22 protein-coding genes are annotated in these 26,406 nt (G+C 38.7%); 14 read left to right on the top strand and 8 right to left on the bottom strand.

From position 1 onward, the window contains the following. Positions 1 to 191: 191 nt before the first annotated feature. Positions 192 to 1,310, top strand: coding sequence for a lactonase family protein (locus tag BFL47_RS12830; protein ID WP_069660202.1), 1,119 nt, complete (start codon positions 192 to 194; stop codon positions 1,308 to 1,310). An 86-nt stretch (positions 1,311 to 1,396) separates the two neighbouring features. Here BFL47_RS12830 and BFL47_RS12825 read toward each other — a convergent pair whose 3' ends face one another. Continuing rightward, positions 1,397 to 2,506, bottom strand: a complete 1,110-nt coding sequence (locus BFL47_RS12825) for a HigA family addiction module antitoxin (protein ID WP_069660201.1) — start codon at positions 2,504 to 2,506, stop codon at positions 1,397 to 1,399. Positions 2,507 to 2,556: 50 nt separating this feature from the next. Next, a complete protein-coding gene (locus BFL47_RS12820; protein WP_069660200.1) occupies positions 2,557 to 2,877 on the bottom strand; it encodes a type II toxin-antitoxin system RelE/ParE family toxin in 321 nt (106 codons plus the stop codon). 650 nt (positions 2,878 to 3,527) lie between these two features. Here BFL47_RS12820 and BFL47_RS12810 point away from each other — a divergent pair. Next, the gene (locus BFL47_RS12810; protein ID WP_069660198.1) at positions 3,528 to 4,493 is read left to right on the top strand and encodes a hypothetical protein; all 966 of its coding nucleotides are present in this window, start codon (positions 3,528 to 3,530) and stop codon (positions 4,491 to 4,493) included. 59 nt (positions 4,494 to 4,552) lie between these two features. Here BFL47_RS12810 and bshA read toward each other — a convergent pair whose 3' ends face one another. Both bshA and BFL47_RS12800 read right to left on the bottom strand, forming a co-directional pair. Further along, positions 4,553 to 5,692, bottom strand: coding sequence for an N-acetyl-alpha-D-glucosaminyl L-malate synthase BshA (bshA, locus tag BFL47_RS12805; RefSeq protein WP_069660197.1), 1,140 nt, complete (start codon positions 5,690 to 5,692; stop codon positions 4,553 to 4,555). A 91-nt stretch (positions 5,693 to 5,783) separates the two neighbouring features. Further along, positions 5,784 to 7,616 carry a serine hydrolase domain-containing protein gene (locus BFL47_RS12800; protein ID WP_069660196.1) on the bottom strand — a complete coding sequence of 611 codons (1,833 nt, stop codon included), beginning with the start codon at positions 7,614 to 7,616 and terminating at the stop codon, positions 5,784 to 5,786. Positions 7,617 to 7,952: 336 nt separating this feature from the next. On the opposite strand from BFL47_RS12800, the gene mutL reads away from it, so the two are divergent. From mutL to BFL47_RS12770, 6 genes are read left to right on the top strand one after another with little or no spacing between them, the layout of a single operon-like run. After that, complete coding sequence (gene mutL, locus BFL47_RS12795) at positions 7,953 to 9,806, top strand: DNA mismatch repair endonuclease MutL (protein ID WP_069660195.1); 1,854 nt, start codon at positions 7,953 to 7,955, stop codon at positions 9,804 to 9,806. Between the two features lie 22 nt (positions 9,807 to 9,828). Further along, a complete protein-coding gene (locus tag BFL47_RS12790) occupies positions 9,829 to 10,551 on the top strand; it encodes a rhomboid family intramembrane serine protease (protein ID WP_069660194.1) in 723 nt (240 codons plus the stop codon). Next, complete coding sequence (locus BFL47_RS12785) at positions 10,548 to 11,402, top strand: rhomboid family intramembrane serine protease (protein WP_069660193.1); 855 nt, start codon at positions 10,548 to 10,550, stop codon at positions 11,400 to 11,402. The genes BFL47_RS12790 and BFL47_RS12785 overlap by 4 nt, the downstream gene beginning before the upstream one ends. Beyond that, positions 11,399 to 12,523, top strand: coding sequence for an endonuclease/exonuclease/phosphatase family protein (locus BFL47_RS12780; RefSeq protein ID WP_069660192.1), 1,125 nt, complete (start codon positions 11,399 to 11,401; stop codon positions 12,521 to 12,523). Before BFL47_RS12785 ends, BFL47_RS12780 begins: the two co-directional genes overlap by 4 nt. Positions 12,524 to 12,549: 26 nt before the next feature. After that, positions 12,550 to 14,010: a cysteine--tRNA ligase gene (cysS, locus tag BFL47_RS12775; protein WP_069660191.1), complete on the top strand. Its 1,461-nt coding sequence runs from the start codon at positions 12,550 to 12,552 to the stop codon at positions 14,008 to 14,010. 39 nt (positions 14,011 to 14,049) lie between these two features. Continuing rightward, on the top strand, positions 14,050 to 14,901 hold the full coding sequence (locus tag BFL47_RS12770) for a Cif family virulence factor (RefSeq protein WP_069660190.1): 852 nt from the start codon (positions 14,050 to 14,052) through the stop codon (positions 14,899 to 14,901). Between the two features lie 80 nt (positions 14,902 to 14,981). Here BFL47_RS12770 and BFL47_RS12765 read toward each other — a convergent pair whose 3' ends face one another. From BFL47_RS12765 to BFL47_RS12755, 3 genes are all read right to left on the bottom strand, one after another. Beyond that, positions 14,982 to 16,139 (bottom strand): iron-containing alcohol dehydrogenase, encoded by a 1,158-nt coding sequence (locus BFL47_RS12765; RefSeq protein WP_069660189.1) that lies wholly within the window; start codon positions 16,137 to 16,139, stop codon positions 14,982 to 14,984. A 114-nt stretch (positions 16,140 to 16,253) separates the two neighbouring features. Further along, complete coding sequence (locus BFL47_RS12760; RefSeq protein ID WP_069660188.1) at positions 16,254 to 17,216, bottom strand: AAA family ATPase; 963 nt, start codon at positions 17,214 to 17,216, stop codon at positions 16,254 to 16,256. Further along, positions 17,213 to 18,580: a peptidylprolyl isomerase gene (locus BFL47_RS12755; protein WP_083257160.1), complete on the bottom strand. Its 1,368-nt coding sequence runs from the start codon at positions 18,578 to 18,580 to the stop codon at positions 17,213 to 17,215. The genes BFL47_RS12760 and BFL47_RS12755 overlap by 4 nt, the downstream gene beginning before the upstream one ends. 219 nt (positions 18,581 to 18,799) lie before the next feature. Here BFL47_RS12755 and BFL47_RS12750 point away from each other — a divergent pair, with 219 nt between their 5' ends. After that, complete coding sequence (locus BFL47_RS12750) at positions 18,800 to 19,297, top strand: hypothetical protein (protein ID WP_069660186.1); 498 nt, start codon at positions 18,800 to 18,802, stop codon at positions 19,295 to 19,297. After that, positions 19,297 to 19,881, top strand: coding sequence for an RdgB/HAM1 family non-canonical purine NTP pyrophosphatase (gene rdgB / locus BFL47_RS12745; RefSeq protein ID WP_069660185.1), 585 nt, complete (start codon positions 19,297 to 19,299; stop codon positions 19,879 to 19,881). The genes BFL47_RS12750 and rdgB overlap by 1 nt, the downstream gene beginning before the upstream one ends. A 112-nt stretch (positions 19,882 to 19,993) precedes the next feature. Here the strand turns inward: rdgB and BFL47_RS12740 are convergent, their stop codons facing one another. Then, positions 19,994 to 22,375: an OstA-like protein gene (locus tag BFL47_RS12740; RefSeq protein ID WP_069660184.1), complete on the bottom strand. Its 2,382-nt coding sequence runs from the start codon at positions 22,373 to 22,375 to the stop codon at positions 19,994 to 19,996. 74 nt (positions 22,376 to 22,449) lie between these two features. Here BFL47_RS12740 and tilS point away from each other — a divergent pair, with 74 nt between their 5' ends. The 4 genes from tilS to BFL47_RS12720 all read left to right on the top strand — a co-directional run bounded on the left by tilS (position 22,450) and on the right by BFL47_RS12720 (position 26,168). Further along, complete coding sequence (gene tilS, locus BFL47_RS12735; RefSeq protein WP_069660183.1) at positions 22,450 to 23,790, top strand: tRNA lysidine(34) synthetase TilS; 1,341 nt, start codon at positions 22,450 to 22,452, stop codon at positions 23,788 to 23,790. After that, the gene (locus tag BFL47_RS12730) at positions 23,787 to 24,269 is read left to right on the top strand and encodes a hypothetical protein (protein WP_069660182.1); all 483 of its coding nucleotides are present in this window, start codon (positions 23,787 to 23,789) and stop codon (positions 24,267 to 24,269) included. The genes tilS and BFL47_RS12730 overlap by 4 nt, the downstream gene beginning before the upstream one ends. A gap of 269 nt (positions 24,270 to 24,538) precedes the next feature. Next, positions 24,539 to 25,333, top strand: a complete 795-nt coding sequence (locus BFL47_RS12725) for a hypothetical protein (protein ID WP_069660181.1) — start codon at positions 24,539 to 24,541, stop codon at positions 25,331 to 25,333. 28 nt (positions 25,334 to 25,361) lie between these two features. After that, positions 25,362 to 26,168 carry a hypothetical protein gene (locus BFL47_RS12720; RefSeq protein WP_069660180.1) on the top strand — a complete coding sequence of 269 codons (807 nt, stop codon included), beginning with the start codon at positions 25,362 to 25,364 and terminating at the stop codon, positions 26,166 to 26,168. Positions 26,169 to 26,406 lie beyond the last annotated feature (238 nt).

The raw sequence follows: 26,406 nt of genomic DNA, 5'->3' as shown, positions 1-26,406 counted from the left end.
TACAAGCCTTAGAAAGCTGGATATCTTGAGGGCTTTTGGGTTTATGAATATTCCGTTTGATTTACCACAATTCCCCAGAACTTTTTCCACCAGAAGCTGTTAAACTCATCAGCTTAAATAGTTTCAAAACAAATTTGATTATTCCCTTAATGTGTTAACTTTATACCTAAACCATCATATATTACCTTGTAATGAGAAAGACCTTTTTATTAATTATCATGTCGCTAATCACCATACATCAAGCATCAGCCCAAAACCTGAATCTGATAGTGGGAACTTATACCACTAAGGGCAAAAGTGAAGGCATTTATGTATACTCCTTTAACTCCGTAACAGGCAAGTTAAGCTACAAGAACAAAGCTACCGGTGTATCAAATCCTTCTTACCTCACACCTAGTGCCAATGGAAAATTCATTTATTCCACTAATGAAGACAATGAAGGTTCAATCAGTTCATTTGCCTTCGATAAGTTAAGTGGAAAACTAAAGTTCCTTAATAAGAAAACCGCTCAGGGTGGTGGTACGTGTTATATTTCAGTAGACGCTACAAATAAGTACGTTTTTGCGGGCAACTATGGTCAGGGTAACCTGGTTGTATATGCAGTTTTACCAGATGGGTCATTAGGCGATATGCTTCAGTCTATCCAGGATACCGGAAGTGGTGTAAATAAATCCAGACAAGAAGGTCCGCATGTTCATTCTACCATCTTATCCCCTGACCAGAAATTCCTCCTGGTTAGCGATTTAGGCACCGACAAGATCTCCGTTTATTCCGTTGATCATAGCGGCGCTTCAGAGCCACTAAAGGCAACTGACCCTCCCTATATAGCTGCAGAGCCTGGTGATGGACCAAGACATCTGGATTTCCATCCCAATAGCAAATATGTGTATGCGCTCATGGAGATGACAGGAAATGTATTGGCGTTCTCTTTTGATAAAGGGAAGATGGAAAAAATTCAAACCATCTCTATGATTGCCGACGGATTTACAGGGCAAACTGGTGCTGCAGATATTCATGTATCTCCTGATGGAAAATTCTTATATAGCTCAAACAGAGGTGATGCTAACGACATTGCAATATTCTCCATAAATCCATCAACAGGAGTGCTGACGTTGAAAGGACATCAGTCGACTTTAGGTAAAGGGCCAAGAAACTTTATAATTGATCCAAAAGGTAACTTTTTACTGGTTGCCAATAACAATAGCAACGAAATCATTGTGTTCAAAAGGAACAAAGTAACAGGACTGCTAACCGCTACTGGAGAAAAGTTAGCGCTTGACGCTCCGGTTTGTCTGAAATTTAGTAAGTAATTCCTGAAATTCATCAAGTAAATACTGGAACCATTTTAGGAATCAATCAGTAATCTTTTTATTTTATAATTTAGCGTTGTTCGCCACTAATTTAATTTTTTATCGATGTTAGCTTTGATTTTATAATTACCCGTTTCATTAGAATATCTTCCATAAACTATAGCCGGGTGTACGCCCAAACGAGTTGCAAACTGGTCTACTTTATGAGCCTGATAGATAGAGTTGTCTGCAATAAATACTTTCCATTCATCATTGTTTATTAAAGCGGACGAAGAAAAATCATTTGCCTCTTTTTCTTCCTTACTTTCAATATATTCTTGCTCCAACGCCTGCTTATCTAAATTAATAAACTGCGCATTGACATCATTTATCAAATGTAGAAATATATGCGCCAGCTCATGCAAAATGGTAAACGCAAAATTATCAATACGTTGATGTCTGATACTTAATCCAATTGCGGGCTTACCTTCACTCCAGAAAGAAACACCATCCACGGCGCATTTCTCAGCGTTTTTATGAACAATTAGTTTTATGCCATAATTGCTCAGAATCTCCGTTGTACGACTAACAGTCTCCGTGTTCTCTCTAAAAACATCCTTTAATTTTGAAATTAATTCGTCTTTCTTTACTACATCAAAAACATCAACTTCTACTTTTTTCGCCTCAAAAGCAATCACATTTACCCAACCAATTAAATTAATTTTATCTGGTATCAGTTTCCCCGACTTACGAAAATGCGCATACTTTGGTTGCTTATAAACTGCCGCTAAAGCAGTAATATCCGATACATTATAGATTTCTTTAACCAATAATACATCAGTTACCGGATTACCGGATATCACTTTACACTTTTTGTAAAACTTATACGGAACATATTCTTTGATTTGATTCCACATATCTGTAGCCTCCAAGTATCTTCGGGTTTTTTCTTTGATGTTGGATAAATCTAAATCATAATTATTTTGCAGATTCAGCCAAAGTTTTGCGTCCATTTGCAAAGCTTTACCAATTAGCAAAGCAACATCTGCATTAATGCTTCTTTTGCCCTTAATAATTTCGTTAAGAATGGTTTTGGAAATACCCGTTTCAAGGGAAAAATCTTGCTGACTTATTCCTCTATACTTTAACTCATCATTAAGAATTTCGCCAGGATGGATAGCTTTTGCAGGGGTAAGTTGTTTTATGTTGGTTGACATATTTTTGCCGTTTTAAAGGTGGCTCTCCTTTGTGTTAAATAGGTGATTAATCAGCTATAATGATTGTTTAACGCTTCAATATCTATCAAAATGATTTCGAAAGGTGCTTTCTCACTAGCTATTTCCTGAAAAATAATACGGTATTGCATATTTACACTTACCGAACTTTTTCCTTTTAAATTACCTGATAGTTTTTCATAACGGAGTGTGTTATATTGAAATGCTTGCTCTATATTATCCAGAGAACGAAGCTTGTTTAATGTTTTGATATATTGTTTGATAACTTGGGGCTGAAATTGAAACCTCTTGTCTCTAACTTTTTTACCTTCATATAAATCTGCTAACGACTGTTCTTTAAATGTAATCTCCATTGGTATTGGATTGGTACAAATATACTAATTATATTCACAAATTTGTGAACTATTTATAATAATAACTTACCTTCAAATGTCTTTTTTAATATACTTTGCCTTAAACTTTCTGCTCAGGTTCTTAATTTGTCGTTCATTATAGCTAGCGGATTTATTTGGTTTATGGTAAGCAAACTGCAATGTATGATAATAAAGGTTAAAAGCGTCATGATTGATATTGGGGTGTTTATAAACCTTTGCGCTTACGGCTGTCCTAATTTTTCTTTTAGGACGCAAATTTTCTGTTAGGGATTTGTTATGGTTTTGCTTTTTATTTGTGCGCCCACCTGGACTCGAACCCATGACCAAAAGATTATGAGTCATCATGTGATGTGCTGATACTAACATAATCTAATAAGAATGCGATAAGGATCCAAATTGAGTCCGGTAATGGATAATTAAAGTCGGACTTATTGGTGATTCTTATGAGCTTGTTTTTGCTGTGAATTGCAGTCATTTATTTTATACACTTAACCGTAAAATCCTTTATCATAAATCTAAAGCGTATTTAGGAAAAATCTGATGTATTTAAGAAGATTTCGGAAGATTTTGCCTGTGTTTCGTTTTTAAGATTCCTAAATAAGTCCTTTGCCCTATTAAATTTCAACGATATGGCTACAATAGATAAAAAAGGAATGGTCCATGGAACCGCAGGTTCGGTGATTTACAGGGAGTACCGGGGAAAGAATATTATACAGGGCAAGGCAAAGGCATTTAAACAAACCGAAAAAACTAAAAGAAGTGCTACTGAGTTTGGACTTTCAAGTTCTTCGGCGGCGGTTATACGGACGGCATTTGAACCAGCTTATTTATTCAAAGACGGGACGGCAGCTTACAGGAGTACCCAAATGGTGTACCGGTCGATACTAAATAATGTGAGTGGAGAAAAAGGGAAGAGGGATCTGCATGATGGGGATCTTTCTTTACTTAACAGTTTCGAGTTCAATGCAAACTGTAAACTTCATGATGTTTTGCAGATGAGTCATGAGGTTAGTAAAAGCGAGGATGGGTTGGTGAGTGTTACAATAAGTAACTTAAATACGCAAACAAGCATCAAAAGGCCTAAAAACGCTAACGGAGCTTATATGAAACACCGGATCAGGCTAATGTTAGTTGCGTTTAACTTTAGGGAACAGTATTATGAAAACCTAGGTTATCAGGATGTTGACATTGAAGGTTATCAAATAACTGAAGGACAAGTCATTACTTTTAAAGAAGCAGTTCCAGAGGATTGTTTAGCTTTGGTGAGCATGTCCTTGATGCTGTACTCTACTCTAAGCCAAACCAATGAAAGTATCTTGTTAAACAGTGTAGCGTTCAGTCCTTGTGCGATCATCGGAGCATTTCAATCTGAAAAACCCTCAGACTATGCTATAAAAGAGGTTGATATGCAACCGTGCAATTACCCAGGTCGAGAAGAAAAAATAATAGAGATGTTTTATAAAGGCAATCTCCTGATGCTGGGACTGGATTCTCGATTAAGTACACAGGCTACTTCGAGTGGCAAAACAGTAACATTAAAGCAGATTATTCCAGATATTCTGCCGGGAAAGCGGATTTCGTTCAAAAAAGGTTGAGAGGCATGAGTCGTATAGTTTCAAATTTGAGGCTGTGCGTCAGATAACAACAAAGCCAGTTATAAAACAGACAAGTTTTTCTCTAATATCTGCTTATAATAGTTTTCATATAAAGGCAAAATGATACTCAAGTCGAATTCCTTTGCTCTTTTAAGTGCATTGCTTTTGAATTCAGCAAGACGCTCTCTATCTTCCAATATAAAAATAGCATTCTTTGCCATATCTGCCACATCGCCTACATTGCTCATAAAACCGGTAACACCCTGAATGTTCAATTCAGGCAGGCCGCCTGCATTTGAGGAAATAACAGGTACCTGGCAAGCCATAGCTTCCAATGCAGCTAATCCGAAACTTTCCGTATCTGAAGGCATTAGAAAAAGGTCGGCAACCGATAAAATTTCTTCCACAGCATCCTGTTTACCCAAAAAACGAACATTATCGCAGATGCCAAACTCCCGGCAAAGTTGTTCACAGTTTACGCGTTCAGGACCATCTCCTACCATTAATAATTTAGATGGGATAGTTTCAATTACTTTTTTAAAGATGCGGATCACATCTGTAGCCCTTTTAACTTTACGGAAGTTAGAAGTATGCACCATGATCATTTCGTTGTTAGGAGCTATTGCCTTTTTAAAGTGATCTTTTCCTTTATGAGAAAAGCGGTTAAGATCAATAAAGTTGGGAATGACTTCTATTTCATTCGTGATATCGAAATGATCATATGTTGCTTTTCTTAAGTGCTCGGAAACAGCGGTAACACCATCCGATTTATTAATCGAAAAAGTGACAACTGGCTTAAAGGTTACATCTTTTCCTACCAGCGTGATATCAGTACCATGCAAGGTGGTTACTACCGGAATATGAATCCCGAATGTAGCCAGGATCTGTTTAGCCATATAGGCGGCAGATGCATGCGGTATGGCATAATGAACATGAAGAATATCCAGCTTCTCATGGCGTACCACATCTACCAATTTGCTTGCAAGAACCAATTCGTAGGGCGGATAATCGAAAAGAGGGTATTGCGACACCGCAACTTCGTGGTAATATAAATTTTCAGAAAAGAAATCAAGCCTAGCCGGCTGGCTATAGGTAATAAAATGAACTTGGTGGCCATGATCTGCTAATGCCTTACCTAGCTCTGTTGCTACGACGCCACTTCCACCAAAAGTAGGGTAGCATACAATTCCGATTTTCATGCTGCAAAATTATCAGAAAAAGATGAAGTTATTGTTTGCTTCTGGTAAATTAAACGTTGCAATTGTATATTATAATGCAGCCTTGTTAATCTTATCGTTCAGCCTTGCTAATCGCCTTATAAATTACATCCAGAATCCTGGGTCTGATGCGCAAACTGCTTAACTTATTTGCACTTTGATCATACACACGATTGGATAAAAATATAAATATCAGCTTGCTTTTCGGGTCTACCCATACGCAAGTGCCCGTAAAGCCGGTATGTCCATAGGTCTGAGCTGATGCCAGTTCAGACGGATACCGATTTGCAGGATCGGGATCCCAACGGTCAAAACCTAATCCCCTCCTGCTGATGTCTGAATATTTTGACGTAAACATTTGGATGGTGGATGGTTTAAAATACGCTTTTCCACCGTATGTCCCTTCGTTCAGGATCATTTGAAACAGGATCGCCAAATCATTTGTGGTAGAGAATAAACCGGCGTGACCAGCAACACCACCAGCTAATGCAGCCCCCTGATCATGTACATATCCGTTTACAAGGGTATGGCGGAAATATTTATCATTTTCGGTGGGGACAATGTTAATCTGATCAAATCTTTTTCGCGGGTTAAAGCCAGTGTACTTCATGCCTAGCGGTAGATAAAATTGTTCGTTTACATATTGATCCATCCGTTCGTCCGTTTGCCGCTCAATAATTTCTTTCATGAAATACATACTCAGGTCACTATACACATATCTGCCTTTGGGGCGAACTGCCGAACTGATCATTTTTGGAAGCATCACATCCTGGTAAAAGTTAGGCCGGATATAATAATTATCAGCCACTTTCAAGGGAAAGAAGATGGAGGAGTCCACACTGTGTTCTCCTAGCTTAATGTAATTTTGAAATGGAATGAAGGGAATTAGTCCTGCCTGGTGAAGCATCAGATCCTTAACCTGAATACCTCCTTTATTCGTGCCTTTTGCAATTGGCAGGTAATAAGCCATTGATGAATCTAAGTTGATCTTATTTTGTTCGTATAACCTCATTGTAGCCATGGTAGTAGCTGCAATTTTAGTTATTGAGGCCAGATCGAAAATATCATCGATCCTTGTAGCTGTAGTTTTGTCGTACGTATGACTCCCATAAGCTTTATCAAAAATCACTTTACCATCTTTAACCACCATGATGACTGCTCCTGGAGTAACATGTTGAGCAATGGCTGGAAACATAATCTCGTCAATAGGCTTTTCAAGGTTAGTGCTTTTAATTCCTAACTCCTCGGGAATAGTATAAGATAAACGCATCACAGAAGTTTGGTAACCATCGCCTAACTTATAGTGGGCAGATGAAGTAGAGCTGAGTTTTGCTGTAGAAGAGGCTCCTCCAAAGATGAGCTGGGCGGTAAAATTTGCAGCTGCTGCAGAGTTATGAGAAGACCAGATGACAGGGGCATGGATACTGTCGAGCCTTCCCAGGTTAATGGCATTTCCAAAGAATACAACAATTAACTGTTTGCTTTTTTGCAGATCCTGGAGAAATAAACGCGTCTTATTATCGTTTACCGCTTCATCATTGACTAATACCAGTATAGTTTTGTATGCTTTGAGCCTGGAGGTTAATGGATGAGTGACCGCATTTAAAGTATAAGATTTCGAAACAAAGGGGTCTACCGTTGTATATTTATTGGCTATACTATCAAAAACTTCAGCATGCGCTGATCCCATGTTTACACTGGCAATCCGGTTATTTTCCAGATTCAGTAAAGGAATGACCAAACCTGTATTATTTAACAAAACAGTGGTGCTTGATGCTGCTTTCATATCCTGCAGCGAATCTATCTGGGCACGATGACATGAGAAACCAAAAGAGGTAAGTGTGATAAATAGGATGAGAATAGGAAGAGTAATAAAAAGGTAAGAGTGAAATGATTTAAATCTCATAAGTAAGTTCTCTTTTACGGATAAGCAAACTTCCGAATAATAAATGTCTTTATAAAAAAAGCCTGGAGGAATCCCCCAGGCCTTGGTTAGTTTGAGCTTTTTTCCATCTTAGGGACAGATAAAAATCCAATTGGAGCTTTTACGAGACAAGCTTAAATGATTTCATTCTGCTAAAACGGTTAACTTAATGTTAAATGTTGATTAAGAGTTTGTAGGTCTGAAAGTCTGAATAATAATCCGGTTCCACAAATAATACTCACATTTTGTGTAAAAAATGAGAAGGAAAGAACATAGGAATGATGCTGATTATTTTTGATTATTTTTGCAAATAGAATTATGTCTGATATTATACAGCTTTTACCAGATTCAGTTGCTAATCAAATTGCAGCAGGCGAGGTAGTACAACGACCCTCATCGGCAGTTAAAGAACTCATAGAGAATTCTATAGATGCTGGTGCGGAAAAAATCCAGTTAATTGTAAAAGATGCCGGAAAATCCCTCATACAGGTTATTGATGATGGATGCGGCATGACTGTGACCGATGCGCGGATGTGCTTCGAGCGCCATGCTACATCAAAGATCAGGAAAGCGGATGACCTGTTTGCAATCCGGACGATGGGCTTCAGAGGAGAAGCAATGGCATCTATTGCTGCTATCGCTCAGGTGGAACTTAAAACACGGCGACATGAGGATGAACTTGGCACCCTGATCTGTATAGAGGGCTCTGAAATAATTAAGCAAGAACCAGTTTCCTGTGCAGCCGGAACCAGTACCTGTATTAAAAATCTGTTTTATAATACTCCTGCACGACGTAATTTTTTAAAAGGGAATCCGGTAGAATTGCGCCATATTATTGATGAGTTTCAACGTATCGCATTGGCTCATCCGGAAGTTTATTTTACCTTTCATCATGATGGAAATGAGCTTTTTCATCTTCCTAAGGCCAGTTTAAAGCAGCGCATTGTTCATTTATTAGGCAACGCCTACAATCAAAGGCTCGTTCCTCTGGAAGAAGATACCAGTATTATTGTAGTGAAGGGTTTTATAGGAAAGCCAGAGTTTGCGCGCAAGACCCGCGGAGAGCAGTTTTTCTTTGTCAATAAAAGATATATTAAAGACCCGTATCTGAACCATGCGGTATTAGCGGCTTATGATGAGCTGCTTCCGGACGATAGTTATCCGTTATATGTGCTTTTTATTGATATTGACCCATCAAAAATTGATATAAACGTACACCCAACTAAGACAGAGATTAAGTATCAGGATGAAAAAGCCCTGTATGCGATTATACGATCTGCGGTAAAACGTTCTCTTGGCCAGTATAACATCACTCCGACACTTGATTTTGATCAGGAAACAAGCTTTAACAGTATGATTACGCAACAGACACCGGACGAAATTGTACAGCCACAAATCAGTTTTAATCCAGACTTTAATCCATTTGAATCAGATAAAAAACCGGAGCGTAGTACCTCTGCTTATTTCCGTCCGTTTGGTGAAGACCAGCGTGATGTGAATAAGAACTGGGGGTCATTGTATGATATTGTGGATCAGGCAAGGGATAAGCAGCAGCAGACGATTCTGGATATCGAAGAAAGCGAGAATGCTCAGATTAAAAAAGAAGGACGCCATTTCTTCCAGCTGCATAACCGCTTGATCATATCGCCTATTAAATCCGGGTTTATGCTGATTGATCAGCAAGCTGCCCATGAAAGGATCTTATATGAGCGTTTCATAATTCAGCTTGAAAACCATCAGGGCGCTAGTCAGCAAAGCTTGTTTCCACAAACCGTTACGCTGAATGCTGCTGATTTCGAATTGGTAAAAGAGTTGTTACCCGATATTCAGGCACTTGGCTTTCAAATCAGGGAATTTGGGAAAAACACCGTAGTGGTGGAGGGAATTCCGGCAGACATCAGCACTAACGTCAGTGAGGTCGAAATGCTGGAACATCTTATTGAAGGATTTAAAAACAATTTAACACTTTTGCGCTTGGATAAGCGGGATAATTTGGCCCGCACACTTGCCCGGAATGCAGCCTTAAAGGCAGGAACTCATCTATCGCAGGAAGAAATGAACAACCTGATCGATCAGCTGTTTGCATGCGAAAGGCCAAACTCTTCCCTGACAGGCAAGCCTGTTATTATAAAATACTCAATTGAAGAACTTTTACAAAAATTTGACAAATAGATAGCACCCCTTTATAGCACAAATGAATAGTTACAACACATCTCCTTTTTCAAATATATCACCAGTAGTTAAAAACTTATTGATTATAAATGGTATTTTCTATCTGGCAACCATGCTGTTTATGAAAGATGGGCAATCTCAGTTGACTGATATATTAGGTGTATTTTATTTTGATTCCCGGCATTTTAGAATCTGGCAACCCATTACTTATATGTTTATGCATAGTGATCAGTCTTTTTTCCATATTCTGTTTAATATGTTTGCGCTTTTTAGTTTCGGGACCTCTCTTGAATATGTTTTAGGTTCAAAACGTTTCCTGAACTTCTACCTGATTACTGGTTTGGGAGCGCTGGCTTTACAAATGGCGGTACAGGCATTTGAAGTATACGGCATTGCCGGGAGCATTACTTTAAATGTGGATACATTTACTTCTGCGAACCCTGCAGATATTAATACATTACGTCAAATTTATATGGGACCGATGGTTGGTGCTTCGGGTGCAATCTTCGGCGTTTTAGTCGCTTTTGGTTTGTTATTTCCTAATGTTGAATTATATTTACTATTTATTCCTGTTCCTATAAAAGCGAAATATTTTATTCCGTTTTATGTCGTTATAGAATTATTCATGGGTGTGGGACAATTTGCAGGCGATTCTGTTGCTCATTTTGCACATTTAGGGGGTGCACTATTTGGTTTTATTTTAATAAAATATTGGAGGATTCATCGTCCGGGGGGATTAATATGAGAAAATCGGTTATCAGCGAACTGTGGTATAAAGTGGCTCTCTCTGGAAGCCGTCTGAATCTGTTTATTGGAATAAACAGTATTATATTTGTGGCAATAGGGTTCATCTCCGTTGCTGAATGGTTATTTACCAGGAATACCTCTGTTGCCTCTTTGATTAAAGAGTATATGTCACTTCCCGCTTATCTGCCGGAGTTGATGTATAAGTTCTGGACTCCGCTTACTTATATGTTTGGGCATGCCGGATTTTTCCATTTCTTGTTTAACATGTTATGGTTGTATTGGATTGGTCAGATCTTCGAAGATTTTTTAAGCGGACGGCAATTTACGTTTGCTTACCTCAGTGGGGGTCTTGCAGGCGCCTTACTTTATATTTTGTTCTATAATATCTTTCCTGCATTTTCTAATGTATTACCGGTAGCTACTTTAATTGGCGCCTCAGCGAGTGTAATGGCTGTTGTAGTGGCAACTGCTACATTACTTCCAAATTTTAGTATTCGTTTACTCCTATTTGGCGACGTTAAATTGAAATACCTGGTCTTGGTATTCATCATTATTGACATTATTGGTATAGCTGAACTCAATGCAGGTGGCAGCATTGCCCATTTAGGTGGTGCTTTGATGGGTTTTATTTTTATTAAACAGCTTCAAAGTGGAAATGACTGGAGTAGGATCTTCGCTAAAAAGAAAAAACTAAAGGTTGCTGCGAAGAATTACAATCCTAAAGTTCCGGCTGGATTCCCTGATCAGGATATCATTGATACCATACTCGACAAGATTTCCAAGTCTGGTTATGATAGCCTGAGTCGCAAAGAGAAGGAAGAATTGTTCAAAGCGAGTAATAAAGAATGAGGAGAAAAAGAAAGGGTAGAGGAATAGGACTAGCACGGAAATCAGTATTGTTTTTAAACCTGGTCTTTGTCGTATTAATCCTGCTCAGCTACCTGTCTTCCATTACAAGTCCTTCGGTATTATGGCCTCTTGCTTTTTTAGGTTTAGCCTATCCCTTTTTTTTATGTATTCACATCGCCTTTATCATTTTCTGGATCCTGAGTAAACCTGTATATGCTTTAATTTCCATGATGACTGTTATCATTGGTTGGAAATTTCTTACCGGTACAATTGGATTTCGCGAGTCAAATGCGATAGAGGTGCCAAAGACTTCCAGGGATATGATTCGAGTAATGACGTGGAACGTACATGAATTTAAACCTTTCGACTTAAAGAATAACCGGCCGGTACGAGATCAGATGTTGGAAGTTATCCGCAATGAAAAACCTGATATCCTTTGCCTGCAGGAATACTATTCCAAGCGCCGGGGAGAATCAAATATCAAAAGATTAATTACAGAAATTTTGGATGCTGATCATTATCATGTTTATGAGGAGTTCAGTAATCCATGGGAACTCAAAGGGATGGTTATATTTTCCCGAATTCCTTTTACCGATACAGGATCAGTTAAATTCCCAAACTCTAACGGTGGAAATGAAGCCATTTACGCTGATTTTAAGTATAAAAAAAAGAAATTTAGAGTGTATAACATCCACCTGCAGTCCATTAGCTTTAAGCCTGAAGATTATGAATATATCAAAACAGTCAAAGATGAAATTAATACGGATGTAGAATCATCCAGACGTATTGGAAGTCGACTCAAAAGAGCCTTTATTAAGCGCAGTGAACAGGTGATAATCCTTTCCCGTCACATGAAGGACTATCCGAATTCACTTGTTGTTACCGGAGACTTTAATGATACGCCAACATCATTTGCTGTAAATAAGTTATCATACGAACTTAAAAACGCCTTTCGTGAAAAAGGAAGTGGGTTTGGCATGACTTATAATGGCGAATTTCCTAACTTTCAGATTGATTATATCCTGGTATCGAAAGATTTTCAAGTTAAAAGTTATCTAACCGTCAATAAAAAACTTTCTGATCACTATCCTGTAAGAAGTGATCTGGAACTCACACCTTAACTGATCAATTTTATTAAGTTTGCAGCATGAATAACAACCTGGTTGTTTATAATACTTTAACACGAAAAAAAGAAGTTTTCGAACCTATAAATGCACCATTTGTAGGAATGTACGTTTGTGGACCTACTGTTTACGGAGATGTTCATTTAGGAAATTGCCGCACATTCATATCATTTGACCTAATATACAGATACTTAGTACATCTTAAATATAAAGTCAGATACGTAAGAAATATTACGGATGCCGGACACTTAGAAGGCGACCATGATGAGGGCGATGATAAGTTTTCAAAAAAAGCGCGACTTGAAAAACTTGAACCTATGGAGATAGTGCAACGCTATACCATTGGCTTTCATGACGTGTTGCGGATATTCAATACAATCCCTCCAAATATTGAGCCAACAGCGACCGGACATATTGCTGAGCAGATTGAGATGGTTAAGGAAATCATCGACAATGGGTTTGCTTATAAAATAAACGGATCGGTTTATTTTGACGTGGAAAAATACAGTAAAGAATATAATTATACGATTCTGACAAATAGGAATATTGATGATTTGATAGCAAACAGTCGCGATCTTGGTGGTCAGGACGAAAAGAAAGGCCGTTTGGACTTTGCTTTATGGATCAAAGCAAAACCAGAACATATTATGCGCTGGCCATCCCCATGGGGATGGGGATTCCCGGGATGGCATATCGAATGTTCTGCCATGAGCAGCAAATACCTGGGTGATACCTTTGACATTCATGGAGGAGGAATGGACCTTGCTGCCACACATCATACGAATGAGATTGCACAATCGCAAGCCTGCCATCATACAGAACCTGCTAAATATTGGTTGCATACCAATATGCTTACAGTGAATGGAACACGTATGTCTAAATCTGCAGGCAACGGATTCCTACCTGCTGAACTTTTTACAGGAAATCATCATCTTTTGAAAAGAGGATTTTCTCCGATGACCGTTCGCTTTTTTATGCTTCAGGCACATTACCGCAGTACACTTGATTTTTCCAATGAAGCACTTGAAGCTTCCGACAAAGGGTTCCGTCGTTTGATGAATGCTTGTGCTTTAGTTGAAAAACTTCAAACATCCGATCATTCTGATGTTGATATTGCGAAATTAAGTCGGCGTTGTTATGATGCAATGAATGATGACTTCAATAGTCCGGTTGCCATTGCAGAGCTTTTTGAAGCAGCACGTGTCATCAACAGTATTCATGATGGTAAGACATGCATTGACCAGGCCAATCTCTCGCTTTTATCTACTCTTATTCATGACTTTGTTTATGATATTTTGGGATTAAAGGAAGAAACCATTCAAACCGATGAGATGGGCCCTCTGGTTGATTTCATTATCAATCTACGCTTACAAGCCCGTGCCGACAAAGATTATGCTACATCTGATAAAATCAGGAATGGACTGTTTGATCTTGGCATCCAGCTAAAGGACAATAAAGAAAGCACTTCCTGGAGCAAAGTATAATCCCTTGTCAATCCCATTACTTAAAACAAAATCAAATAAATGAAAAAAATATTCAGCTTTCTATGCGCTATTGTTCTTTACACATCAGCATTTGCCCAAACACCCGAAGGCGTAGACCAGCTTATTGCAGCAGAGAATTATTTTAACCTAAAAGCCCAGGAGAAAGGATTGAAGAAAGCGTTTATTTCAGTATCCGATAATAGCACTATTGCCTTTAGACCAGGTCCCCTTCCTGCGTTAAAATACTATAAAGAACAACCTGATAGTATTGGATATTTGCGACTTAATCCGGTACTTGCCAAAATATCAAAGAGTAATGATTGGGGATTTACTGCAGGGCCTTATACTTATAAGCAAAGTGAAACAGATGAGCGATCTTTCTATGGTACTTATATTTCAGTTTGGAAGAAAAATAATAGAGGAGTATGGAGACTTGCAATGGATGCAGGTGTTGCCCATAAAAAACCAGTAAAAACAATACCTAAGAAGTTTTTTAATCCTACCGATGCCAGTTATATCCATCAGAAGTCAGATAAACGACTTCAGCAACGTGAGGACATTGTATACAGTTCCGACAAGCTCATGTCTACCATCATGAAGGCTGATAATAAGATTGCCCAAACGGAATTCCTTACCGAAGACAGCTGGTTATTGTTTCCAGGCTTCGAGCCCATGACCAATAAGAAGGCTATCATGGAATTCTGGAAAAAGCAAGGATATAAAGCACTGACTTATCCAATTAAGGCAGATCGTTCTGTAAGTGGCGAAATTGCTTATACTTACGGTACATCAACTATCCTGGCAAAGAAATACAACTATATCCGTGTGTGGGAAGTTCAGCCCAATTATAAATGGAATGTCATAGTTGAAGTATTCACTGAAGAACTTTAACGAAAAAAAATCCTGCAGCTATGAACTGCAGGATTACACAACAACCAAAACCCAGGAATCAAAGGTGGGCAAAACTTTGATTATCCCTGGAAAGCCTTCATATAAATTGATTTAATATCTTCTGCTGTTACCTCTCTTGGATTGCCGCCTGTGCAAACATCTACCATTGCCTGAGCAGCTAGTTTATCAACATCAGCCGGATTAAAAGAAGTTTCTTTTAACAAAGGAATATGCAACTTCACTGCCATTTCTTTAAGCGCTGTAATAGCTTCTTGTTTAGCTTCAGTTACAGTCATGCCTTCAATATTTTTACCCAATGCCTGCGCAATATTTTTAAACTTTTCTTCGCAAACTACAGAATTAAACTCTTCTACATAAGGAAGAAGTAATGCGTTTGCAACACCATGAGGAAGATCATATTCTGAACCTAACTGATGTGCCATAGAATGAACAATTCCTAATCCAGCATTAGAGAAGGAAAGGCCGGCAATATAAGACGCCCATGCCATCTTGGAACGTGCTTCCAGATTCTGTCCATCTTTAACTGCATCTTCTAAGCTTTCACTGATCAGGCGAATAGCTTCCAGAGAAAGAGTTTCTGATAAACGAAAAGCACCTTTAGTGATATAAGATTCAATAGCATGAGTCAGGGCATCCATTCCCGTTGCAGCAGTAAGTCCCGCTGGTTTGTTTAACATCAGGATTGGATCGTTCACAGCTACTGAAGCAAGTGAATTTGAATCAATGATCACCATCTTTATCTTTCTTACTTCATCCGTAATCACGTAGTTAATGGTTACTTCGGAAGCAGTACCAGCAGTGGTATTCACGGCTACTATAGGCACTGATTTCTTTGACGATTTATTGATTCCTTCATAATCGGGAACCTTTCCGCCATTGGTCTTTAGTATTCCTATTGCTTTAGCTGCATCCTGAGGAGAGCCTCCACCGATAGAAAGCAAACCATCACAAGATGCTGAATTGAATAGATCTAATCCATCATATACATTTTTAGTTGTAGGATTAGGTTTAACCTCAGCATACACCACGTATTCAATCCCACCGGCATCCAATACATCAGTAACTTGTTTAACTACGCCAACAGCTTGTAATACCTTATCGGTTACGACTAATAGTTTAGTAAGTCCAAGCTTTTCAATTTCAACTGCAATCTCCTGGACTGCTCCAGGGCCAATAAGATTAATGGCCGGGAAATATATTCTTCTGAAAGGTTCCATAACTTTGTATTTAGGATGCTTAGATCGGCATCTTCACAAATTTAACTTTCAGACGATTAAAAAAAATGATGGTGATTACTGAAATTGATGATGCTCAACAGCAGGTTAAAAAGCTTAAAAAAGCCCTTTAATAATTGCGTCGGCAGTAATTCCTTCTGCTTCAGCTTTATAGTTTCGAACGATACGGTGCCGTAAAATTTGAAGAGCAACAGCATGCACATCTTCAATGTCCGGGGAATATTTTCCAGATATAGCAGCATGACATTTTGCCCCGATAACCAGATATTGAGAGGCTCTTGGACCTGCACCCCAACTCAAATATTTATTCACTTCAGGAGTTGCTAAAGCTGTTCCAGGCCGGGTTTTTGCAGAAAGCGATACCGCATACTCGAGCACATGATCCGTAATTGGCACATTCCGTACCAGTTGTTGGAAATACTGAATCTGCTCAGCAGTTAATATTTTATGAAGCTCAGGCTTATTGTTTGAAGTGGTACTTTTTACTACTTCAATTTCATCTTTAAACGAGGGATAGGATAGCGTCACATTAAACATGAAACGATCCAACTGAGCTTCAGGAAGTGGATAGGTTCCCTCCTGTTCAATCGGGTTTTGGGTAGCTAATACAAAAAAGGGATTCGGTAAAGGGTAGCTTTTACCACCTACGGTAACCATTTTCTCCTGCATGGCTTCCAGTAATGCAGCCTGTGTTTTAGGAGGTGTACGGTTGATTTCATCTGCCAGAATAATATTAGCAAATACTGGTCCTTTTAAAAATTTAAATGACCGGTCCTCTCCAAGGATCTCTGAGCCTACAATATCAGATGGCATTAAATCAGGCGTAAACTGAACCCGATTGTAATGAAGATCTAAAACCTGGGCAATGGTATTGACCAGTAAGGTTTTTGCCAGTCCGGGCACTCCTATCAGCAAACAGTGCCCATTACTCAATATAGAGATCAGAACCGCTTTAACTACTTCATCCTGCCCGATAATGACACGTGAAATCTCTTTGCTTATCCTATTATAGGATAAGCTTAAAGCGTCTAAACCCTCTACATCCGAGTTGTAATTCATTTTTGAACTTGAGCAGTTTCTGTAGGTAACCACATTTTCAAACTGGAACAAGACTGGTATTCCGGATCAATCTTAATATAAGTTGACACCCTGCGTTTTTCAAACCAGTTACTCACTTCACGCTGAGTCTTGTCCTGAAATGCAATTTCTTTTATCTTCGGAAAATCCTGATCCATATTTGCCTTATGTGGGTCCGTCTTAGACTTCAAGTAAACAAAACGGTAGCCTTTTTTGCCATCCCGTGCGGTAAACTCATAAGGTCTTGAATAAGTACCCACTTTCATGGTATCAATAGCGAAGAAAACAGAAGGATCCAATTTATCAGTAGGAATGAATGTAGTACGCGACTGCACATCTTCTGCATTCAATAACATCCCTCCATTATACTTAGTATCATTATTATCTGAGTAAAGCGATGCTGCTGTAGAAAAAGGAAGCTTTTTATCTACCACGTTCTGATAGATACTATCTATCGCTACTTTGGTACGCACTAAACTGCCAGCAGGTGCTTCCATCTTGATTAAGATATGACGAGCTTTTACCTGCTCTCCACGACGTTCTAAAACCTGTAGAAAGTGGAAACCGAAATCTGTTTCAAATACCGGAGACAATTCATTTGGCTTCAGCTTAAATGCAAGGGCAGTAAACTCTTTCACCATAGCTGTTCTGTCGAAAAAACCAAGGTCCCCTCCTTCAGCAGCTGATCCTGGATCCTGAGAATATAATCGGGCTAGAGTAGCAAAATCTTCACCTGCCTTGACCCTTAAACGTAGCGCCTCCGCTTTGTCTCTAAACTGTTCTTTTTCCAGTTTAGTTAGTTTAGGATATACCACAACCTCTCCCACTTCAACCTCTGTAGGGTAATCAGGCAGACTATCTTTTGGAATTGATTCAAAAAACCGCTTTACTTCTAATGGTGTGATCCCGATATTCTCGGTAATCTTACTATGCATCTTATTGGCGACAAGCTGTTCTTTTACATCGGGACGAATCTCATCTTTATACTGGATTACCGAACGGTTTAGAAACTGTTCCAACTTTTCCTGTCCACCTGCTCGTTGTATAAACGACCGCATTCTTCTGTCTACTTCATTACTCACCTCATCGTCAGTAACGAGTACGGAGTCAATAATAGCTTGTTGAGAAAGAAGCTTCTGTGTCAGCATTTGTTGCAGCACGCCACATTTCACATCTGCATTCTGTGGATTTCCCTGCAGGATATAATTAGCATATTCCCGTTCAATATCAGACTGGAGGATGATGTTATCGCCCACTACAGCAGCAATTTTATTGATGGAAACATTTTGTGCGAAAAGGTTAACAGATGTTAAAAGAAAAAAAAGTATCCCTACGGTTTGTCTCATTATGTTTTAGTACGTTATGCATATCAGTCCGCCATGGATCTGCTACAACAGATGTAGTATTTAAATTTAAAAATCTCGCAAAACTAACGATATAATATTTGATTTGCTTAAGAAATTAGGTGAATTCCACCTCTATAAAGGTAAGTTTAATTTTAACTCCTCTATAGCTAATGCTATTGTTTTAACTATTTTTAACAAAGGATTATTACTTTTGACTACATGAGTGATTTAAAAGCAACTGATCTTTCAGCTCTTCGTTACCTGATGACCGATGATATCTATGTCGTCAGAGAAGATCCACTGCCTGAGATCACTAACGAAAAAGAGGAACAGCATATTACTTTTGAGTACCTGGGTGAAAATAATAAATTTCTTTTGCTTTTAATAAACGACCAGACCCATTCCAACCTGCAGTCCCAAGAACTTGAAGCACTACAAAAGATCTTAAGCGCGAAAAGGATGAGTTTAAAAGATATTGCCATCGTAAATCAACGTAAATACCCTAATTCAGGATGGAAAGAACTCAAAAACTATTTTGCCTGCAGCAGCATAGTCCTGTTTGGCATTGAACCTACTGCCATTCAAATACGAAAACTCCCTCTCAATGCGATCACTGAATTCGAAGGAATGCAAATTCTGGCGACTTATAGTTTCACTGACATGATGGTCAATGAGGATAAAAAAAGGGAATTCTGGAATCAAATGAAAAAACTTTAATGAAAACATTAGTATTTGCAACGAATAACCAACATAAACTGGAAGAAGTACAGGCGCTGATTGGCGATAAATTCCTCTTGAAAACATTGAATGAAATCGGCTGCCTGGAAGAGATTCCAGAAACCGGGCATACCTTTATCGAAAATGCCTCTCAAAAAAGCCATTTCATCTTCAACAATTTCAAAACAGACTGCTTTTCTGATGATTCAGGATTAGAGGTAGATGCCTTAAATGGCGATCCAGGAGTCTATTCTGCACGTTATTCAGGATTGCGTGACCCGGAAACTAACCTGCAGTTGGTATTGGAAAAAATGAAAACTATGGAGAACCGTAATTCCCGGTTTAAATGCGTCATCTCTCTCCTAATTAACGGACAAGAACATATTTTTGAAGGTAGCGCAGAAGGAACAATCACCCAGGTACGTTCAGGCACAGCAGGATTTGGTTATGATGGAATCTTTCAGCCTGAGGGTTATGACATGACATTCGCTGACATGACCTCTGCCCAGAAGAATGGAATCAGTCATCGCGCTAAAGCAGTAGAAAAGCTGGTTGCATTTTTAAAATTACAATTTCCAGAATAGGCTTCTAATATGTACTGAACAAATGTTATGAGAAATTTATAACAGGTATTCTCTCTACAAAGAGGTATTTCTGGTAGGATTAAGCATTTTAAACCTAGTAAGAATACACAAATTAAAGTTTCTTTACAGCAGCTTTAACCGTTGAATCTATTACAGCAGGAACCTTTAAAATAGTTGAATCCGTAATAGCAGGAATTTTTAGAATAGCTGAATCAAGAATAGCAGGACCTTTTGAAATAGCTGAATTAGGAATAGTAGCCCCTTTCAGCAAAGTACTTCCTTTGCCAGCTGCAGGAGTTTTTGCACTAACTGCTACCGGTTTCTGAACAGGTTTTGTAGTAACAGCTACAGGCTTTATAACCACCTTACTACTATTAGCTTTAGCCGCAACTGCTTTAGCACTTACTGTTGCCCTTTTCTTCCTTAATGTAGGGATAATTTCTTCCTTAGATTTCGGACGATCTTTAGGCTTCCATATAAAACCATCCAGGATCTCCATATCCTTTGGGGCTTTCTCTATCGGGTAATATTTACCTTCCGGTTTGCGCACCAGCAAGACCCGCTTTAACTTACTATCTGCAAATTCAAGCCTCATTCTGCTACTCAACGACCGGTTAAAACCAGTATAAACACTATCTTCGATCGTATAGTATATACTCTCTGCATTTCCATCCACAAACATGCTTTCCAACTTACTGTCTTTAAAAACACCCGTTAACACTTTACCTTTTACCTGATTAAACTTAGTTGAATCACCTTCTGTACTCACAATAAGGCCATTATTTTGAAGCAGCATATTGTCAAGCTTCTGATTCTTTAACCTTAGGAAAATAGTATCCGCCGTAAGCTGAGTCCCCTGCGTCCAAATAATCGGATTAACATAACACCTAATGATAGAATCTGCATAACTATAAAACGTAGAGTCAGAACGCGATTGAAGATCAGATTTAAAGATCTTAACTTTATGATAGGCATGTATAACTCTGGTCAAAACCGTGTCCCTTGGATTAAAAGGAACCAATTCAATTACCTTAACAACGGCAGGTATTACCTTACCAGTACTATCACGCTTCAAGGAATCCACTTTTAGCGAACCACCTTTCCTAGCCAATAAGGAGTCTTTCGAAAGTACCGATGAATCTTTTCTAAGCAATACAGAGTCCTTCTTCAGCAAAGAAGCATTTTTAGGAATAGCCACAGTACCTTTTTTTCCGGACAAAGAATCTGCCTTTAAGCTGTCCGCCTTTGAAGGCTTTTTCGGGATAACCAGCGCCCCTATTTCATTTATAGGATTTTCTGTTGCTGTACTATCCACAGCCGGAGGTGCATTTTTTACCTGTTCGGAATCCTTATCACGCTTGGAAGACTTCTTTTTTTGGGATGATTTTTTATCCTTATCCTTCACAGCTACCACTGCCTCTACAGGAGCTACCCTTTTAGGAACCACAATACCCTGATCTTCACCACTCTCCCCTACCGGATCATCATTAATTTCCTCATCAGATTTCAAGGCTTCCGGATTAGCTGGTATCAAATCACCCATCCGGATCAGCTTAGTCATCAAGGTATCTGCTGTCATATATATAGAATCCACAGATAAAGAATCGTTGTCTACCTGCATCACCACATAGGCATTACGGGTCACCAATGCACTTTCATCAGACTTTCTGTAAATCCCCTGGTTCCCTTTCAGAATCACCTTTTGCACCGTATCTAAAAACGTGATATTGTTAATCGCTTTACCCGTACCCGCTTTCCCATCATAAAAAAGACTATCGCCCTTCAGTGATTTAGAACCTTCAGTATATAGATTTTTCTTGCCAAACCAAGCCTGATCGGTCACTGTATTATACCTGCCATTCTCTGTATACAATTTCGAGGCTACATTCGCTCCTTTTCCATTAATAGTTGTAGGTCCAAAGAAATTAGCAATTTTTGTTTCCGTATTATATTTAAGTGTATCGGTTTTGATTAACGCATCAGGTGTATTCACCACCACGTCGTACCTAAAATAAGCATCATGATTGCTGGCAAAATAATAGCCATTCTGACTGGTTAAAATATCCCTTCCATTTTCAATCTTTCCCCCACCAATATAGGTACCATACCGGCTGGCCATCCTATACGTGAGGTGATTCGTAGTCAAAACAGCCGATTTATCAATCATCCGAACATTATTGGTCAGGATAGCAACCTTCGTTACTCCATTATAATTCAACACATCCGAATAAATAGTCGTTCCATCAGGTTGAGTAATCACCACATGTCCGTAGGCATCAAAAGCATTGCCGGCCTGGTTGTAGTCTGAACTATCCGCCCTTAACGTGGAGCCATCATGTACAAATACAGGATTGATAACCCTGGCAAACTGACCATTACCCCCATCTACCGCTTTAATTTCGGTAGAACTCGTTAACTGTATCTGACTTCTCCGTTGTGCGGATAGATCGTAAACGCTTAAAAAAAGTATAAAAAGAAAAAGCAATTTTTTCACCTTGCAAAATTAGTTTATTTATGCATTATATGTGAATTCAGCATATTATACACATAAATTAAATATTTTTGACAATGTTCCCAACAGAAAGGTTTATTGCTTTTATTCAACAAAATAAACTATTCGACCCTTCGGATGAAATACTGGTAGGTGTAAGTGGTGGTAAAGACTCTGTACTCCTTGCTCACCTGTTTTATGAAGCAGGTTTTAATTTCGGTATCGCACACTGTAACTTCAGCCTCAGAGATAAAGAATCTGATGAAGATGAAGTCTTTACCAAAGATCTGGCCGCCAAGCTTAACGTCCCTTTCTATACTATCAAATTCCAAACCACTGCCTATGCAAAGGAGCATCATATCTCCATAGAAATGGCAGCTAGGGATTTGCGTTATGCCTGGTTTGAACAAATCCGGAAAGCCAACGACTACCAGTATCTTGCAGTAGCGCAGCATAAAAGTGATGCTACAGAAACTGTTTTGCTTAATCTGGTTCGTGGAACAGGTATTTCAGGCCTACATGGTATCCTGCCAAAGAGAAACCAAATCCTCCGTCCCCTTTTATTCCTACACAGCGAAGAAATCAGCTCAATCATTGCTGCTCAATCCATCCAATACCGGGAAGACGCCTCCAATGCCTCCGTGAAATATAAACGGAATAAGATCCGGCTAGATGTGATCCCCCAATTAAAGCTGCTTAACAAAGAGCTGGACAATACCTTTCAGGAAAACAGTAAACGTTTTGCCGACCTGGAAACTTTTCTGCACCTGCAAATAGAAAAGCTCCGGTCCTCCCTATTCAAACAGATCTCTTTCGATACGATAGAAATTCAGATAGCGGATTTAAAACCATTAATACCGCAAGATTTTATCCTTTACGAGCTTTTTAAACCCTATCACTTTAAGGAAACCAGTCTGCGCGATCTGTCTAATGTATGGGACAGTCAATCCGGAAAAACATTCGAATCCAGTAGTCATACCATATTACTGGATAGGTCTTTACTAATCTTAAAGCACAAATCAAGAATAGAACAAGAGGAGCTTAACATCACCCCCGACATGACCTCCTTCTCCTGGATGGGACAGAGGTTTTCTATTTCGCATGTAGACTTTTTATCTTTTCCTTATAAAGGCGATAATAAAATTGCATATTTAGACGCCGAATTGTTACATTTTCCCCTTAAATTACGTCTATGGAATATAGGCGATTATTTTATCCCCTTAGGGATGAAAGGGAAAAAGAAGATCAGTGATTATTTTACCAATCAAAAACTGAATCGCTTTGAGAAACAAGAAACAGGGATACTGGAAAACGGCAATGGCGACATTATCTGGGTTGCAGGTTACCGTTCTGACGATAGATACAAGGTAACAATCCAGACGCAGGATATTTTCATTATAGAAATTTTAAATAAATGATCAACCAGGCAACCTTTACAGAAAAACAATATTTAGGCAGAGACTTTAACAGAATCAGCATTCGGATCACTATGGCACTTTTCTGTTTCGGAGCCTATTACTTAAGCGCTCAAAAAGAAAATACCGCCGAACTGCTGCTTATGGTAGGAGCAGGTATTCTGATTGGTTCTGTTTTGATGCTATTTATGGTACATTACCGTACCACTATCAAAAATAAAAGTATCATTATTGATGGTCTCTGGACTACCCGCCTGGTTAAAATTGACCTGAATAGTATTGTAAAAGTTGCGCGCACGAAATACAGCCATTACATCATCAACAATCCGGTATACAATCTTCATTCAAAAGGGAAGATCCGTTTCTATGCAGGAGGTAAAGAAGCTTTATCATTGATAGACAGGGATGGTTTAGAATACCTGATCGGAACACAACATCCCGAAGAATTTGAGGAAGCTGTCAAAAAAGAAATGAATAGTTAAAAAAAATCAAGTTTTATCTCACAAAAACTGAGCAATTTAAACTTTCTAATTATTTCTCACAATGCGCTTATACCTGCAACAGATAGTAATCAATATTAGATGTTTTTAGCTATAAATTCCCAAACATATTGAATCACAACTACATAATATTCAAAAAAATCAATTTCACATTAGTATACATGCGAATATACAATGTGATGATCTGATTACTCAGAACCTGCCTAACTGATCGATTTAACCTAAATTAAGGTTATAAATCAAATCGCTCTATGGGAAAATTTGACATTAAATCGTTGTTCCTCTTTATCATTACTGCCTTATTATCAAGTTGTTCAAAAAACGAAGACCTGGCAGACATCGTCATAAGTAAGAGTGCTATGCTTGAGTATGCTGTACCATTAGGATCGGTAAGTTTCAATGAAACTTCATTAATAAAACTCGGTTTAACCCCTTTGAAAGTTCCAAAATCGCCTGTAAAACCACTAATTGGAACAACCAGAATCTTTAATCTGATACCCGTTCCATCAGCTAAATATATTAAGGAAACTCACCTGTTGGATATTTCAAAACTCACACCTGGAAGTTTTTATCACCAAATAGGTACACAAGACTTTTATCTTTCTTTATTTAGTCGTTTTGACGAAAAACTTAGCTTTCAAAAACTAAAGGGAACCGCATCCACTTATGGCTGGAACTGCAAATGGAATAGGCTCCCCTTTGTAGAAAAGGAACACCCCGATGTTTTGTTCAATCCTGATTCCCGTGGAGAATTCCTCATTGTGTTATCAAAACCATGTACAGCATTTGGTTTTGAGCTTGCACCCAACATTAAAGATAAAAACACAAATTTCATAGGCTTTTATGGAAATGGTAATTGGGACTACAGTTCCGGCAAAATCTCTGCACTGACAACCTTTAGTCCTTCTGGAGCACGACTATTTGCAATAAAATCAGCAAGGCCTTTCACTACAGTAACCCTTCATTGGGCTGAATATGCCAATGCAGAGAACTATACCCCAGGAGGTTCTGCAATTGCAAACATCAGGTACAAGCTAGCTGAGTAATCATCAATGATCATAAAGCATAACACCCATGAAAAAAACTACCCTCAATTTTTTATTGGTGGCCTTAATAGCCACAACCCTATCCAGCTGTTCTAAAAAAGAAACCTTTATAGATGTTGTTCCGGAGAAAGATAGTCTGGCTCAAACTTTAATTTACACCATCCCTTTAGGAACAGGAACCCATAATGACACTTTAACCGCCAACTTAAACTTACGTACTATAAATTATCCTTCTGTACCAGACGATACAGGAGATGGAAGTACAGGAGAACACACGTGGATCGAATTCATAAATCCTGATTACCTGAAGGAAACTTGCCTGCTGGGTATTTCAAAACTAAAAGCAAAGTATTTTTACCATCAGATTGGCACTAAAAGTTTCTCTGTGGCTTTTTTCAACAAGGACCAGGAAAGAATTTGCATGCAAAAACTTAAGGCAAATAAAACGGCTCCCCATGGCTGGAGTTCGGAATGGAACATCCCACCTTTTGTTGAGAAGATAAACCCTGAAGTATTGTTCAATTCCACAGAGAATGGCTCCTTTACCTTTGTACTATCAGAACCGTGTACAGAATTTGGTTTTGAGCTCACACCGAACATACAGGGTGAAAATGTAAACTATACGGTCATTTACGGAAATTATCAATATGACGGTACCTCCGGAGAGATTCAACCAATAACCACTTACAACCCAGGGTTGGCACGCATCTTTGCACTGAAAGCAAAAAGGTCATTTACCGTGGTTGAAGTAATTTCATACGACGATCCAGATGAAGTTGGTTATACTGCTGGAGGATCAGCGATTACTAATATCAGGTATACGTTAGCTCAATAATTTAAAAGCATTAATACTTTTTAAAGAAATTACTTAGGGATCTTTAAACGCTATCTAACATAACCAACATAGACCCATGAATGCAACGCAAGTACAACATCGCCCTTACATAACGCTTGCTTGTCCCTTACTTGCGGCTTCAGACACGCACCACCAAGCCAGCACCAACGAACAACGAAGGGTCAAGCAACGAAGCTGACCTATCGCAGTTGTCTCGTCCTAATATAGCTATACACTT

Origin of the sequence: Arcticibacter eurypsychrophilus (genome assembly GCF_001730525.1) — a bacterium.
GTDB classification, from domain to species: Bacteria; Bacteroidota; Bacteroidia; order Sphingobacteriales; family Sphingobacteriaceae; genus Arcticibacter; species Arcticibacter eurypsychrophilus.
This window is presented reverse-complemented; position numbering and strand designations above follow the sequence as displayed.

Bases quoted from the DNA above. Each gene is read 5' to 3' on its own strand.
- cysS (WP_069660191.1), top strand. From the start codon at position 12,550: ATGAATAACAACCTGGTTGTTTATAATACTTTAACACGAAAAAAAGAA.
- BFL47_RS12720 (WP_069660180.1), top strand. From the start codon at position 25,362: ATGAAAAAAACTACCCTCAATTTTTTATTGGTGGCCTTAATAGCCACA.
- BFL47_RS12785 (WP_069660193.1), top strand. From the start codon at position 10,548: ATGAGAAAATCGGTTATCAGCGAACTGTGGTATAAAGTGGCTCTCTCT.
- BFL47_RS12755 (WP_083257160.1), bottom strand. From the start codon at position 18,580: ATGAGACAAACCGTAGGGATACTTTTTTTTCTTTTAACATCTGTTAAC.
- mutL (WP_069660195.1), top strand. From the start codon at position 7,953: ATGTCTGATATTATACAGCTTTTACCAGATTCAGTTGCTAATCAAATT.
- BFL47_RS12810 (WP_069660198.1), top strand. From the start codon at position 3,528: ATGGCTACAATAGATAAAAAAGGAATGGTCCATGGAACCGCAGGTTCG.
- BFL47_RS12760 (WP_069660188.1), bottom strand. From the start codon at position 17,216: ATGAATTACAACTCGGATGTAGAGGGTTTAGACGCTTTAAGCTTATCC.
- BFL47_RS12820 (WP_069660200.1), bottom strand. From the start codon at position 2,877: ATGGAGATTACATTTAAAGAACAGTCGTTAGCAGATTTATATGAAGGT.
- rdgB (WP_069660185.1), top strand. From the start codon at position 19,297: ATGAAAACATTAGTATTTGCAACGAATAACCAACATAAACTGGAAGAA.
- BFL47_RS12830 (WP_069660202.1), top strand. From the start codon at position 192: ATGAGAAAGACCTTTTTATTAATTATCATGTCGCTAATCACCATACAT.
- BFL47_RS12770 (WP_069660190.1), top strand. From the start codon at position 14,050: ATGAAAAAAATATTCAGCTTTCTATGCGCTATTGTTCTTTACACATCA.
- BFL47_RS12800 (WP_069660196.1), bottom strand. From the start codon at position 7,616: ATGAGATTTAAATCATTTCACTCTTACCTTTTTATTACTCTTCCTATT.
- BFL47_RS12825 (WP_069660201.1), bottom strand. From the start codon at position 2,506: ATGTCAACCAACATAAAACAACTTACCCCTGCAAAAGCTATCCATCCT.
- tilS (WP_069660183.1), top strand. From the start codon at position 22,450: ATGTTCCCAACAGAAAGGTTTATTGCTTTTATTCAACAAAATAAACTA.
- BFL47_RS12765 (WP_069660189.1), bottom strand. From the start codon at position 16,139: ATGGAACCTTTCAGAAGAATATATTTCCCGGCCATTAATCTTATTGGC.
- bshA (WP_069660197.1), bottom strand. From the start codon at position 5,692: ATGAAAATCGGAATTGTATGCTACCCTACTTTTGGTGGAAGTGGCGTC.
- BFL47_RS12725 (WP_069660181.1), top strand. From the start codon at position 24,539: ATGGGAAAATTTGACATTAAATCGTTGTTCCTCTTTATCATTACTGCC.
- BFL47_RS12730 (WP_069660182.1), top strand. From the start codon at position 23,787: ATGATCAACCAGGCAACCTTTACAGAAAAACAATATTTAGGCAGAGAC.
- BFL47_RS12750 (WP_069660186.1), top strand. From the start codon at position 18,800: ATGAGTGATTTAAAAGCAACTGATCTTTCAGCTCTTCGTTACCTGATG.
- BFL47_RS12780 (WP_069660192.1), top strand. From the start codon at position 11,399: ATGAGGAGAAAAAGAAAGGGTAGAGGAATAGGACTAGCACGGAAATCA.
- BFL47_RS12790 (WP_069660194.1), top strand. From the start codon at position 9,829: ATGAATAGTTACAACACATCTCCTTTTTCAAATATATCACCAGTAGTT.